The organism is Selenomonas sp. AE3005, assembly GCF_000686945.1.
In the GTDB taxonomy this organism is placed as follows: Bacteria; Bacillota; Negativicutes; order Selenomonadales; family Selenomonadaceae; genus Selenomonas_A.
This window is the reverse complement of record NZ_KK366040.1, coordinates 143,728-157,004: the sequence shown is the minus strand read 5'-3', so window position 1 is coordinate 157,004 and position 13,277 is coordinate 143,728. Positions and strand designations below refer to the sequence as shown.

11 protein-coding genes and 1 riboswitch are annotated in these 13,277 nt (G+C 49.8%); of the genes, 8 read left to right on the top strand and 3 right to left on the bottom strand.

Annotated features, from left to right (window positions below; all coding sequences use genetic code 11):
* Positions 1-287 precede the first annotated feature (287 nt).
* The gene (locus DL94_RS14895) at positions 288-950 is read left to right on the top strand and encodes a hypothetical protein (protein ID WP_051586451.1); all 663 of its coding nucleotides are present in this window, start codon (positions 288-290) and stop codon (positions 948-950) included.
* Positions 951-1,035: 85 nt separating this feature from the next.
* Here DL94_RS14895 and DL94_RS0112385 read toward each other — a convergent pair whose 3' ends face one another.
* Entirely contained in the window at positions 1,036-2,205 is a 1,170-nt protein-coding gene (locus DL94_RS0112385; RefSeq protein WP_028130427.1) for a phosphoribosylaminoimidazolecarboxamide formyltransferase, read from the bottom strand.
* Positions 2,206-2,248: 43 nt separating this feature from the next.
* Positions 2,249-2,325, bottom strand: a riboswitch (ZMP/ZTP riboswitch).
* A gap of 244 nt (positions 2,326-2,569) precedes the next feature.
* Here DL94_RS0112385 and pfkA point away from each other — a divergent pair.
* A complete protein-coding gene (gene pfkA, locus DL94_RS0112380) occupies positions 2,570-3,532 on the top strand; it encodes a 6-phosphofructokinase (RefSeq protein ID WP_028130426.1) in 963 nt (320 codons plus the stop codon).
* A gap of 59 nt (positions 3,533-3,591) precedes the next feature.
* On the opposite strand, the gene DL94_RS0112375 is transcribed toward pfkA, so the two are convergent.
* Positions 3,592-5,970, bottom strand: a complete 2,379-nt coding sequence (locus DL94_RS0112375) for a homocysteine S-methyltransferase family protein (RefSeq protein WP_028130425.1) — start codon at positions 5,968-5,970, stop codon at positions 3,592-3,594.
* A 27-nt stretch (positions 5,971-5,997) separates the two neighbouring features.
* A complete protein-coding gene (locus tag DL94_RS0112370; protein WP_028130424.1) occupies positions 5,998-6,672 on the bottom strand; it encodes a methionine synthase in 675 nt (224 codons plus the stop codon).
* 217 nt (positions 6,673-6,889) lie between these two features.
* Here DL94_RS0112370 and DL94_RS0112365 point away from each other — a divergent pair, with 217 nt between their 5' ends.
* The 6 genes from DL94_RS0112365 to DL94_RS0112340 all read left to right on the top strand — a co-directional run bounded on the left by DL94_RS0112365 (position 6,890) and on the right by DL94_RS0112340 (position 13,272).
* On the top strand, positions 6,890-7,648 hold the full coding sequence (locus DL94_RS0112365; protein ID WP_028130423.1) for a ParA family protein: 759 nt from the start codon (positions 6,890-6,892) through the stop codon (positions 7,646-7,648).
* Positions 7,641-8,594 (top strand): ParB/RepB/Spo0J family partition protein, encoded by a 954-nt coding sequence (locus DL94_RS0112360; RefSeq protein WP_028130422.1) that lies wholly within the window; start codon positions 7,641-7,643, stop codon positions 8,592-8,594. Before DL94_RS0112365 ends, DL94_RS0112360 begins: the two co-directional genes overlap by 8 nt.
* A 21-nt stretch (positions 8,595-8,615) precedes the next feature.
* Positions 8,616-9,125, top strand: coding sequence for a DUF4446 family protein (locus tag DL94_RS0112355; protein ID WP_028130421.1), 510 nt, complete (start codon positions 8,616-8,618; stop codon positions 9,123-9,125).
* Between the two features lie 30 nt (positions 9,126-9,155).
* Positions 9,156-10,112: a M23 family metallopeptidase gene (locus tag DL94_RS0112350; RefSeq protein WP_028130420.1), complete on the top strand. Its 957-nt coding sequence runs from the start codon at positions 9,156-9,158 to the stop codon at positions 10,110-10,112.
* A 434-nt stretch (positions 10,113-10,546) separates the two neighbouring features.
* The gene (locus DL94_RS0112345) at positions 10,547-11,653 is read left to right on the top strand and encodes a class II glutamine amidotransferase domain-containing protein (protein ID WP_028130419.1); all 1,107 of its coding nucleotides are present in this window, start codon (positions 10,547-10,549) and stop codon (positions 11,651-11,653) included.
* Positions 11,641-13,272, top strand: coding sequence for a glutamate synthase-related protein (locus DL94_RS0112340; RefSeq protein WP_028130418.1), 1,632 nt, complete (start codon positions 11,641-11,643; stop codon positions 13,270-13,272). Before DL94_RS0112345 ends, DL94_RS0112340 begins: the two co-directional genes overlap by 13 nt.
* Positions 13,273-13,277 lie beyond the last annotated feature (5 nt).

Genomic DNA, 13,277 nt, shown 5'->3' with positions numbered 1-13,277 from the left:
GACTGGCCCACAAACAACAGTTACTGGAAAATGAGATGAACATACGCGCCGCTGGCCTGCCCGGCGCAAGGTCGCTAAAAAGCTCAATCGTTTGCTGGTGGGACATTTAGTGGAACAGCGAAAAGTATTACCACCTCCACCCGACTGCGCTGTAACAAATAAAATAAGGCAGGCACTGAGCGTCAAACTGCAATTTTCCTCATGTGAGGGAAAAGGATATTTGCCACTGATGGAGAATACATAAAATACATGAGCAGGATAATATGGCTGTGAATAGAGGTGGGAAAATGTTTAAGTGGCAGGGCTTGGCAGTTGGCAGTTTTCTGGCATTATGCCTGTGTATGCCTTTGACGGTTCAGGCGGCGGAGGAGCCGGAAGAGATAAAAAGTACCGAGATTTCTTCGGATACCAGTCATGCTGATGATTGGTTTAATAAGCAGGAGGACAGCGTAGAAAAAGGCCCTTTGTCCAAGGCTATGGAGCGTGAGCAGCAGGCTAATGGGCAAAGTACGGACAAAAAGAAGGTACGCTATGTTTACCTGTTTGAGGATAATGGTTTTGCCTATTTTCTTGACTCCCAGAATGCGCATTGGAAAAATATCCCCTATTCGGAGTCAGAGGAAATACTCGACGTGTGGATTAAACTCGTGAAGGTTGATTCTGATGAGGAATACAGCTATCCGCAGAAATACTTTTTGGAGCATTATTACCTGCGGCCTAAAACTAAGCAGATACAGTTCCTCAGTGAGTTGGAAGTATCCGGGCGGCCGGATAACACTGCTAAGGAACGTCCCTATAGTGTAAGAAACTGGGAAAATCTTGTGTCCGGCTCCCTGGAAGATGAAATCTATACCAGGGTATTAAAAGAAGTGAAGAAGGGCGACAACCTCTGGCCAAAGCATAAGAGTGTACGTGATGTGCTGGAGGACTGGTTCAGAGTTTCCCTGTAATAGAATAAAAACAGACAAAAATCGCTGACGGTTAGCCGCCAGCGATTTTGCTGTGTGTGTATATAAGTAAGAACGGGGTAACTGATTAGTGATGGAACAAGCGAATATGCGTCATAGCCATGGTCATATTGTACTTGTCGCAGGTGGCGATAACATTATCGTCACGGATAGAGCCGCCTGCCTGGGCGATGTAGCTTACACCGCTTTTACGGGCGCGTTCGATATTGTCACCAAAGGGGAAGAAGGCGTCAGAGCCCAGGGAAACACCAGTCTGGGTAGCCAGCCAGGCTTTCTTTTCCTCACGGGTGAGGGGGGCAGGCTTTTCGGTGAACAGATGTTCCCAGTTGCCGTCCGTTAAGAGGTCTTCGCTTTCTTCGCCAACGTATACATCAATGGCATTGTCCCTGTCCGGGCGGCGTACTTCGTCTTTGAAGGGCAGGTTCATAACCTTGGGGCACTGGCGCAGATACCAGATATCGGCCTTGCTGCCAGCCAGACGCGTGCAATGTACACGGGACTGTTGACCGGCGCCAATGCCGATAGCCTGTCCGTCTTTGGCATAGCATACGGAATTGGACTGCGTGTATTTCAAGGTGATTAAAGCAATGAGCAGGTCGCGTTTGGCAGCCTCGGGCAGGTCTTTGTTGGCCGTGGGGATTTCTGTCAGGCAGTCAGCAGTGAGTTTGATATCGTTGCGCTGCTGCTCAAAGGTAATGCCAAATACTTGTTTTTGTTCCAGCGGTGCCGGCTGATAGTTTTCGTCCATCTGAATGACAAGATAAGTGCCCTTGCGTTTGGATTTTAAAATTTCCAAAGCCTCCGGCGAATAGGAGGGGGCAATAATGCCATCAGAAACTTCGCGTTTGAGGAAACTTGCCGTCTGGGCATCGCATTCGTCAGACAGGGCCACAAAGTCGCCATAAGAGGACATGCGGTCAGCACCACGGGCGCGGATATAAGCGGTAGCTACCGGGCTGAGTTCTACGCCTTCAACGAAATATGTTTTCTGTAAGGTTTCCGACAGGGGAACAGCAACGGCGGCACCTGCCGGGCTGACATGCTTAAAGGAGGCGGCTGCCGGCAGGCCGGTGGCTTCCTTGAGTTCACGTACCAGCTGCCAGCTGTTTAATGCGTCCAACAGGTTGATATAGCCAGGTTTGCCATTGAGTACCGTAAAGGGCAGGCCGTTTTCACAAAATACCTTGGCAGGTTTTTGGTTGGGGTTGCAGCCGTATTTCAGTTCCATTTCTGTCATTGCTATTCTCCTTTATATAACGTAAAAAGCCGACACAAATCCAGGTGTTCACCCAGACGGTCGGCTTATCTTCCCCGTGCTCCCTGTGGTTATCCACTTCCGTCAGTTGCACGGCATCAACTACGAAAAATTTAACATGAAAAGCAGGCGGTTGTCAAGAGGCGAATCGGATATTGCAGTGCAGGTCAGGGAAAATAGTAAGATATGCTTGGCTGCCTTTTAGACTTAACTTAGCGTAAACTTGAAAAAATTTCTGTTAGATTTCTTCTTTTTATGGTATGATAAGGATTAGTGAGGTTTGATTTTACTCGTAGTAACGAATACTTGCTACAGATTGCTCATATTTCAAGGGGGAACTTCTATTATGCTTAAAAGTATTGCAGTCATGACTAGCGGCGGCGATAGCCCTGGTATGAACGCAGCTGCCCGTGCTGTTGTACGTACGGCTCTGTATGAGGGCGTTAAGGTTTGGGGTATCCGCGATGGTTACCATGGTCTGCTGGAAGAAAATATGTTCGAGATGAAATCCAAGGACGTTGGTGACATCATTCAGCGCGGTGGTACGTTCCTGGGAACGGCTCGCTGCAAACGCTGGAAAACGCCGGAAGGCCGTATGCTCGGCTATCAGCATTTGGTAGACCGTGGTATTCAGGGCTTGTGCGTTATCGGCGGTGACGGTTCTCTCCGTGGTGCGTCCCTGCTGTCACAGGAAACTGGTATTCCTATCGTAGGCCTGCCGGGCACGATTGATAATGACGTTTGGGGTTCTGACTATACGATTGGCTGTGACACGGCAGCCAATACCATCATTGATGCCATCAATAAGTTACGTGACACGGCTTCGGCCCATCGTCGTGTCATCGTTATGGAAGTTATGGGCCGCAGTTCGGGATGGCTGGCACTGGTGGCCGGTATTTCCGGCGGTGCTGAGTACATTCTCGTACCGGAAGAAGAATATGATTTGGAAAAGCTCTGCGATGATATGAAGGACGCTTATGCTCAGGGCAAGCGTTATATCCTCGTGGTTGTAGCTGAAGGTGCCGGCAATGCGCAGGAAATTGGTGACTTCATTGCCCAGAAGACGGAACTTGATACGCGTGTAACGGTATTGGGCCACATTCAGCGCGGTGGTTCACCGACGGTTATCGACCGTGTACGCGCCAGCCAGCTCGGCGAGCAGGCTGCCTTGGCTCTTATCTCCGGTCTGTCTGACGTAGTATTCGGTTTCAGCAAAGGCCGCGTAGTATCCATTGACCTGCATGACTCCGTAAACAATAAAAAGCAGCTTGACCCGGAATACCTGCACCTGGCCAAGGTACTGTTCTAAGCAAAGCTGAATTTAACATACCAAAAAAGACTGTGTACTTCACAGTCTTTTTTCGTGCATTATTTTTTGACCAGTTCTTTGGCCAGTTCCACGGCTTTTACGCCGTCGGGAGCGTAGGCATCAGCACCGGCACTGTCAGCGTATTCCTGGGTGACAGCGGCACCGCCGACCATAACTTTGGCTGCACAACCGGCAGTTTTCAAGTCCTCGATAACTTTGTCAATCTGTACCATGGTGGTGGTCATCAAGGCACAGAGGCCGACGATATCGGCTTTGTTTTCGATAGCAGCTTTGACTATTTCCGTGCTGTCCACGTCCTTGCCCAGGTCGATGAGTTTAAAGCCGCTGTTGGCCAACAGGGCGCCGGTGATATTCTTGCCGAGGTCATGGACATCACCTTTGACAGTGGCGATAACGACGGTGCCCTGTTCCGGGGATTGGCTTACGGGTGTCAATTCTTTGATTTTGTTAAAAGCAGCCCGCATGGTTTCGGCAGAGAGCAGTACCTGTGGCAGGAACATGCGCCCGGCACCAAAGTCGACACCAATATCGGTCATGGCGGCGGTGAGGGCCTGTTCGGTGATGGTATTGGCATCTATGCCGGCTTTGAGGGCATTTTCTACCAATATAGGAACTTCGTCCTTTTCGCCATCAATAACGGCCTGTTTGATGGCTGCCAGTGGTGTCAGTTCCGTTACTTTGGCGGTGGCAGCTCCCTTAGGTGCGGCCAGATTCGCGGCGTTTTTGCTGTAGGCAAGTCCATTGGGGTCATCAGCCAGCAGGGCGGCGGCAGCCATAAGCGTATTCTGCATGGACTCATCATAGGGATTCATGATGGGAGCATCAAGGCCGGCTGCCAGACACATGGCGAAGAAGGTGCTGTTTATCAGCGGCCGGTTTGGCAGGCCAAAGGAAATATTGGACAGGCCCATGGTGGTGGGATAGCCAAAGCGTTCGCGGTACATCTGCAGGGTGATGAGGACTTCGTAGCAGGCACTTTTATCAGCAGAAACTGTCATGACCAAAGCGTCCAGCAGGAAATCGCCATCATCAAGGCCCTGCTCTTTGGCTGCAGCGATGATTTTATGCATGACGTCAATGCGTTCTTCGGCGGTCTTAGGTACGCCATCAGGGGTAATGGGCAGACAGAGAATAGCAGCGCCGTATTTTTTAGCCAAAGGCAGGAATTCGGCAATCCGTTCCGGTTCATAGCTGACGGAGTTAATGAGGGCACGGCCGGGATAGGCTTTGAGTCCGGCCTCCAGAGCCTGGGCGTCGCTGGTATCGATGGCCAGCGGTGCATCTGTAAGCTGGGCAATTTCAGTAATGGCCTTTTGCATGGCGGCGGCCTGGTCAATGCCGCCAACACCCATATTTACATCAAGGAGGTGGGCGCCGGCTTTGACCTGATTGACGGCCTCTTTTTTTACACCCAGCAGGGAGCCTTCACGGATTTCTGCTGCCAGTTTTTTGCGGCCTGTAGGATTGATACGTTCGCCAATCAGGCGGGTGGGCAGCTCTTTGTCAATGCAGACAGCCTTGCTGCGGCTGGTGAGCCATAGTTTTTTGGCCTGTTTTTTTCGTTTGGGCAGGGGCTGGCCTTTTACAGCTTTGGCCAGTTCTCTGATGTGTTCAGGGGTGGTGCCGCAGCAGCCTCCCAAATAGGTGGCACCAGCCTCCAGCAGCTTTACGCCCCATTGGCCAAAGTCCGCAGGCCCCATGGGAAAGACGGTTTCGCCGTCTTTAAGGTAGGGCATACCGGCATTAGGCAGTACACTTATTGGACAGTTGCAGTTTTCCGCCAGCGTTTTGACAATGGGGACCAGTTCCTCCGGGCCGAGGGAACAGTTTACACCGATGATATCCGCGCCCATAGCGTCGAGGAGAATTGCGGCGGCTTGCGGGTCAGTACCTGTAACCGTGCGGCCGTCTTCGCTGTAGGAGAGCTGACAGATTACGGGAATATTGCAGGCTGCTTTCGCTGCCAGCAGGGCCGCGCGCATTTCCTGAATATCAATGCAGGTTTCGATAATGAGATAATCTGCTCCGGCAGCAGCTAACGCCTGGGCCTGAGCAAAGAAATTGTCGTAAGCCTCATCAAAGGATAAGTCGCCCAGCGGTTCAACAAAGCGGCCGGTGGGTCCCATGGAACCGGCAACTTTAGCCCGGCCCCGGGCAGCCTCCTTGGCAATGGCAACCGCTGCTGTATTTAGTTCAGCCATACGGTCTGTCAGTCCGTAATGTTCCAGCTTTAAGGGACTGGCACCAAACGTATTGGTTTCAATGATAGTGGCACCGGCCTCAATGTAGGCCCGATGAATGTTTTTTACCACGTCGGGATTTTCTACATTCATCAGTTCCGGGCAAGCTCCGGGCTGGAGGCCGCCGGCTTGCAGCATGGTGCCCATGGCACCGTCAAAGATTTCTATTTTGCTCATATATTGACTCCTGTTCTATGGAGAAATTTAAACTTTGCGTGCCGGACAGTTTTTCTGACTGCACAGGGCACAGTTTTCCGGTTGGTGGCTGGGGACAGAATTTTCCTGTTTGCGGTACAGGCCGATGATGGCGGTGATACTTTTCCTGGGCAGCAGCATCAGCGAGGTCGTGAGGCTGACGCCGATTTTATCAGCCTGGGCCAGGCGCAGCAGTTCCGGCTGCTGTTCCAAAGGCCAGTCGCCATAGCCGGGACTGAAACGCCATTTCATGGCAAAACCTTGGGCTGCCATCTTGGGAGCCAGGGCTTTTTCCATACCGTCGGCAATCTGCTCTACTGCAGCGGTTGCGGCAGCGTCCATCAGCAGGGCCAGGGTGTATTCACCGTCCTTAAAACGGGCAGAAATATCGTCCTCGACATCTTCACCGATGGTTACTGACAGGGCGATGATTTTTTCACAGCCGGCCAGGTGCTGGCCGATTTTTTTGCCCTGCAGCTGGCAGCTGGGCTGTGATTTTATCATTTGTGCCTGACAGTCATAATCGTATATTTCCCAAATGCCCCGCGGCTGGGCCAATAAGCGCGCATTGTCGCAGGCCTCCAGAATTTTCTCAGCGGCAAAGTCCCGGGCCTTCATCAGCCCTGCATAGCGTTTGGTCTCCTGTGCATCTATGGCCAGCAGAGGAGCGTTATAAATGGGCATTTCATCACGACCTTAAATTTTTTTAAATGTTTCACGTGAAACAATGGCATTTTTTGTCATTTCATATTATTATATAGGTATGGCTGTTTGTAGGTGTTTTTTATTTACATCTGTCCAAAATAAATCAAGTAATGTAACAATTATACTTACTTTCATGGTTTTTTACAAGAATCACTGTTACATATAGCAAATAATTGTGAGGAAAGCGGTGAAAAATTTGGCAAAGATTATAGCTGTTGCCAATCAGAAAGGCGGCGTTGGCAAGACCACTACGGCAGTAAACCTGGCGGCTTGCATTGCGGCTAAGAAAAAGAAGGTTCTGCTGGTGGATTGTGACCCTCAGGGAAATGCCAGCAGCGGTTTTGGTGTGGAAAAATCAGAACTGGACAAGACTATCTATCATGTACTCATTGATAATGCGCCGGTGGCGGAAGTATTACAAAAGACGGAATTCAAGGTTGATATACTGCCGGCTAATATTGAACTGGCTGGTGCAGAGGTGGAACTGGTGGCTGCCATATCCCGAGAAACACGTCTGAAAAAGGCACTGGACGCTGTGCGGGATAATTATGATTACATTCTCATAGACTGTCCGCCTTCCTTAGGTCTGCTTACGCTGAATTCTTTGGCGGCAGCAGATTCGGTAATCATGCCGATTCAGTGCGAATTCTATGCGCTGGAAGGTGTGGCGCAGCTGATGAAAACCATTGAGCTGGTGCGTAATAACCTCAATGCCAATCTGGCTATCGAGGGCGTGGTCATGACCATGTATGACTCCCGGACAAAGCTGGCTGAGCAGGTTGTAGCAGAGGTTAAAAACAGCTTTGATACTGCGGTGTACAAGACGCGGATTCCCCGTACTGTGCGCCTGAGTGAGGCGCCTTCCTATGGTCAGCCCATTTTATATTATGATAAAAAATCCAAAGGGGCGGAAGTTTATATGAAACTGGCGAAAGAGGTGATTGCCCGTGGCTAAAAAAGGCGGACTGGGAAAAGGTCTGGGCGCCTTTGGTTTGCAGAAGGCGAAACTGACACCGGAGAGCAGCGACGGCGTAAAATCAGTTCCTGTGGCCAAAATTCAGGCCAATCGTTATCAGCCGCGTTTGGATTTTGACGAGGGCGCCATGGAGGAATTAAAGGAGTCCGTAAAGGAGTTTGGCGTTCTGCAGCCCTTGCTGGTAAGAAAATTGCCTGATGATGGCTATGAACTCATCGCTGGTGAACGACGTCTCAGAGCTGCCAAACTGGCAAACCTTCAGGATGTACCTGTAATTGTCCGGGAATATAATAATGAAGAAATCGGCCAGATAGCTCTGATTGAAAACATTCAGCGGGAAAACTTAAATGCGATGGAAGAGGCCAAGGCTTACGAGCGTCTGATGAAGGAATTCAAATTGACGCAGGAGGCCGTGGCCAAAAAGGTAGGCCGCAGCCGTTCGCATATTGCCAACTTCCTGCGGCTGCTTAATCTGGCAGACCAGGTACAGGCGTATGTAGCCAATGGCACCCTGTCCATGGGCCAGGCCAAACCTTTGCTTTCCCTGGAAAACAAGGAATTGCAGCTCGAGGCCGCAGACTATATTCAAAGCCGGGAGCTTTCTGCCCGCCAGTCGGAACAGCTCGTAAAAAAACTACTGGAAAATCCCGATTTATTCCACGCACAGGGTGGCGAGCAGGCGGCTAAACAAAAAACGGAGCAGGATGTGTTTATCCGGGATGCCGTAGATAAGCTGACACAGATGTTTGGTACGCAGGTGCGGATACAGACGGGGAAGAAGAAAAGCAAACTGGAGATAGAGTTCTATTCCCCGGAGGATTTGGAACGTATTATGGGGACGATGATAGAACGCCAGCAGAGCACAAAACAGGCCAAAATGGATGCCCTGCGGCAGTTCTCGCAGACTGGCAAATTTACCGTATAAAGAGGAGCTTTGGTTTACACAATGAACATGAATTATTTTATGTCCTTTATGGGGGACAATATGCCGTTTTTGGTAGTGATTATGGCTGTGGTCATGCTTATCATGCTCGGCATTATGATTAAACAGGCATGGACGCTCAGTTATATGAAAAAACGGTATCGCAAGATGATGAGTGGTGCTACCGGTGATAATCTTGAAAGATTACTTATGGGACATATCGATGAAGTGCGCCATGTAGTTGAAGAAAATAAACGTCTGGATACGGAAAACCGCCGTATTGACGAGTTGCTGCAAAAGGCTGTAACCCGTGTAGGCATTGTACGGTTCCGCGCTTTTGAAGATATGGGCAGTGATTTGAGCTATGCAGTAGCATTGCTGGACGCACATGATAATGGTGTGGTGATGTCCAGTATCTTTGGCCGTGAGGATTCCCGGAGCTATGCAAAGCCCATTGTCGGCGGCAAATCTACTTATCCCATGACCAATGAGGAAGAAGAGGCCTTGCGCGAGGCCATGAATACCGCCAAGTAATCATCCATAGTTTAGGAAAGGAAGACGTAAATGTCAGCAGAAAAAGAGTCAGGCAAGACTGCTGGACAGGAGTATACGATAAAATTTATTCCCAGTCAGGGAGGAGATACCAGAACAATCCGTATATCAGGCAGTATTCTGAAATACGGTATTGCGTCCTTACTGGCCGGGGCTCTGCTGTTTGTCGGTGCATTCAGCTATGCCGTGTATTCCACGATGGCCAATAAAAGCGGCAGTGCTGAAATTGAGGACCTGCGGCAGGTAAATGCCATTCAGCAGGAGCAGCTTTTGCAGTTGGCTAAAAAAGCCAATGCTTTGCAGGAGGATATGAATCAGCTGAAAAAGCTGGAAGAAGATATCAGACGCTTGTCCGGGGCACAGCCTGTGCAGGATAACAATTCTGGCAACGGTGACAAGCAGGGCGAGGCCGGCAATCATAATGGACAGGGTGGCCCTATAAATAAGCCGACTGTGCAGAATGTCAGTGATACACTGTCGTTAGTGGAGCAGGGGCTGGCAATCAGAAGGCAGTCGCTCACAGCTTTGAAGGAAGAATTAAGTCAGCGCCAGCAGGCCTTAGGCTTGCCGGGAATCTCCCTGCCGGGAGGCACAACACCTGCCATTTGGCCGGCACGCGGTGTGGTCAGCTCGCCATACGGCCTGCGCTGGAATGGCTCAGATTTCCATCCTGGTATTGATATTGCCAACGATATGGGCACGCCTATTATTGCTACGGCAGATGGTGTTGTCCGGGTAGCTGGCTGGAATGACGGCGGTTACGGCAATATGGTTGACATTGACCATGGCAACGGCATTATGACACGTTATGGCCATGCCATGCAGGTGGCGGTAGTGGCCGGACAACAGGTTCACCGGGGACAGGTAATTGCCTATATGGGCAGCACCGGATTTTCCACGGGACCGCATGTTCATTACGAGGTACGGATTAACGGACAGGCAGTAAACCCATCGGCTTATTTGCATTAAGATGATGTTTTTTTGTGAATACTGACCGTTCAGATAAAAGTATTATGTATTCATAATGATGGTTACTGACGTTCTTTGTATTCCTGTATACCGTAAAAAAATACATAACATAACAAAAGTAATATAATATAAAAAGCCCTATGCAATTTGTTGCATAGGGCTTTTTTAGTGGCTTTATGGCTATAACATATTTGTCATCGTGTAAATAGTTGTTTTTATAAAAATACTAATTTATGAATAAAAATACATATTGATAAGGCATAAACGGCTATTTTACAGGGGTTATGATAACCATAAATGCATAATTTTAAGCTAAACCCTTATTGACAATAGTTTACATGGTACATATAATATGAACAGTGTTACACTGTATGTGTAGTGTAAAGAGATAAAAGTATCAAATAGCGTATACATTTCCCAAAGGAGCGAAAGTTATGTGCAGAATTGGTTCGATAAAAAGCAAGGTGCCTATCCAGCCATCACAGGCATTGCGCCTGATGCTGCCCCAGCAGGAAGGCCACGACAATTCCGGCTTTGCCATGGTTATGCAGGATTTGTACGGGATATTCTCTCCCTACAAGGATAAGCCGCTGCTGTCCCTGGCTTGCACCCAGCGTGGTGCCCAGCTGGTAGAGGAGTACATGGACGCACATAACTTTGTGCCTTTGGCCGAATGGATTCCTATCCCCGACAAACAGCCGGGGCTGGATATCAAGGCAATGCCATACTACATCTTCCGTAACTATGATTATCCTGAAGAGGCTGCGGATATGACGGCTGAACAGAAGGAAAATCTGCTGCTTGATACCCGGCTGGCTTTGCGCAAGCTCCTTACGGAAACAGGGAATGGCTTTGTGTACTCCTTCTGGCCTGATGTGCTGACCTTAAAGGAAATCGGTGATCCGCGTGATATCGCCACTTATTTCCATCTGTGGGATGATAATGGCTGTCTTATCGCTAAATCTATTGTCGTGCAGTGCCGTCAGAATACGAACTATGATATTGTGCGTTATGCAGCACATCCCTTCTTCCTGCAGGGCTATACCCTGTGTGCTAACGGGGAAAATACCTTCTATACCAAGAACAAGGAATTTCAGTCCTCGCTGCACAGGGGCTACATCGGTTTTGAGTCCGATTCCCAGTGTTTCTTGAATACGCTCCATTACGTTCATCATGAATTGAAATGGCCGCTTATCTATTACAAGCATGTGATTACGCCGCTGCCGTTTGAGGAATGTGAACAGCGTGAGGATAAAGATGTGTTGACGGCTATCCGCCAGTCACTGGCTAATTTGGAAATAAACGGCCCGAACACTGTTATCGGGGTACTCCCGGACTGCCGGATGATTACCTGCTGTGATTCCAAAAAACTGCGTCCGGTGGTAATCGGCCGTAACGAAAACATGGTGGCGATATCCTCTGAGGTATGCGGTATCAATGAAATCATGCCTGACCGTGACCAGTCGCAGGATATTTATCCCAATGAACGGGAAATTGTGGTTATCGATAATGACTTGGAGGTACAGAGATGGAAGCAGTAAAAACTCAGGACATCGGTGTAAATGACCTGCCCTGGAAAATCGAATATCACGCTGAACGCTGTACCATGTGCGGCAGCTGTGTAGCCGGTTGTTCCTTCAAGGCCATTAAAGTGGAAATGCAGCGGCAGTCCCTGACGGTATCTGAAGGGAATCAGCCCCAGCCTAAGCATACTCATGTGGCAAGACCTATCATTAAACAGGTGGCCAGCCTGACTGATTTCTGCCGTGGCTGTGGTATGTGTGAAAAAATCTGCCCCAATAATGCTATTCGCCCTGTAAGAAATCAGGATACGCGCAAGACTTTGTTATCACGGGACAGCGGTCCGATTAAACGCGGCGGCCGTACTAATCTCAATGCCCAGCGGACTTTGGACAGCATTGTGGTAGGGCGTATCTCGCAGATGACTGACCCCTCGCTGGACGCAGCGCGTCATACCTTTGATATCCGTGCGCCTTTTGGCCGCGTTCTGCCGGCTAATAAACTGCCCTTTACGGTAAAGGACGGCAAGCTGGTATCGTCAGCCAGTACACCGCCGGTAAATTGGATTTATCCGCTGATTTTCTCGGATATGTCCATCGGCGCCTTGTCAACCAGAGCCTGGGAGGCTGTGGCGTTGGCTGTAGGCTATCTTAACGAAAAATGCGGTCTGCCAGTACGTATGAGCTCTGGTGAAGGTGGTATGCCCAGTAAATTGCTGGAATCTGACTACCTTAAATACTTCATTATTCAGATTGCCTCTGGTCATTTTGGCTGGAACCGTATTATTAAGGCAATTCCCAATATGGTTACCGACCCGGCTGGTATTCTCATTAAAATCGGTCAGGGTGCTAAGCCCGGTGACGGCGGCCTGCTGCCCAGTGCCAAGGTGGCTGAGCACGTGCAGGCAATTCGCGGTGTACCCAAGGCTACGCTGGCCTCACCGCCGAATCATCAGGGGTTGTACTCCATTGAGGAATCGGTACAGAAAATGCACTTGTCCATGAATGCGGCTTTTGGTTTCCGTGTGCCGGTAGCCATCAAGTGTGCGGCATCAGCAACGTCTGTATCGGTATATAATAACTTATTGCGTGACCCGTATAAGATTTGCGGTGGTTTCTTCCTGGATGGTATTCAGGGCGGTACTGGTGCTGCCAATGAGGTCTCTTTGGACCATACCGGCCATCCGGTGGTATCCAAGATTCGTGACTGTTATCTGGCAGCCGTGAAACAGGGCCTGCAGGGGCAGATTCCCCTGTATGGCGGCGGTGGTATTGGTATGACTGGCAATGCTGCAGCTGATGCCTTCAAGCTCATGTGCCTGGGAGCAAATGGTGTGTTTGTGGGTAAGGTGCTTATTCAGCTGCTGGGCTGTGTCGGCAACGAGCAGGGCCGCTGCAACTCCTGTAATACCGGCAAGTGCCCAATGGGTATCTGTACGCAGGATCCGCGCCTGGTGAAACGTCTGGATGTCGATAAGGGTGCACAGAAGATTGTTGATTATGTACTGGCCTTTGATGCCGAGCTGAAAAAGCTCATGGCTCCTATCGGCAACAGTTCCCTGCCTATTGGCCGCAGTGACGCACTGGTGGCTACGGACAAGGCTGTGGCTGAACAGCTTGGTATTCAGTATGTGTGCTAATTAGG

What these genes read in the sequence shown, in the direction of transcription:
- DL94_RS14895 (WP_051586451.1), top strand. Translation starts at nt 288, where the DNA reads ATGTTTAAGTGGCAGGGCTTGGCAGTTGGCAGTTTTCTGGCATTATGC.
- pfkA (WP_028130426.1), top strand. Translation starts at nt 2,570, where the DNA reads ATGCTTAAAAGTATTGCAGTCATGACTAGCGGCGGCGATAGCCCTGGT.
- DL94_RS0112345 (WP_028130419.1), top strand. Translation starts at nt 10,547, where the DNA reads ATGTGCAGAATTGGTTCGATAAAAAGCAAGGTGCCTATCCAGCCATCA.
- DL94_RS0112355 (WP_028130421.1), top strand. Translation starts at nt 8,616, where the DNA reads ATGAACATGAATTATTTTATGTCCTTTATGGGGGACAATATGCCGTTT.
- DL94_RS0112350 (WP_028130420.1), top strand. Translation starts at nt 9,156, where the DNA reads ATGTCAGCAGAAAAAGAGTCAGGCAAGACTGCTGGACAGGAGTATACG.
- DL94_RS0112375 (WP_028130425.1), bottom strand. Translation starts at nt 5,970, where the DNA reads ATGAGCAAAATAGAAATCTTTGACGGTGCCATGGGCACCATGCTGCAA.
- DL94_RS0112340 (WP_028130418.1), top strand. Translation starts at nt 11,641, where the DNA reads ATGGAAGCAGTAAAAACTCAGGACATCGGTGTAAATGACCTGCCCTGG.
- DL94_RS0112385 (WP_028130427.1), bottom strand. Translation starts at nt 2,205, where the DNA reads ATGACAGAAATGGAACTGAAATACGGCTGCAACCCCAACCAAAAACCT.
- DL94_RS0112370 (WP_028130424.1), bottom strand. Translation starts at nt 6,672, where the DNA reads ATGCCCATTTATAACGCTCCTCTGCTGGCCATAGATGCACAGGAGACC.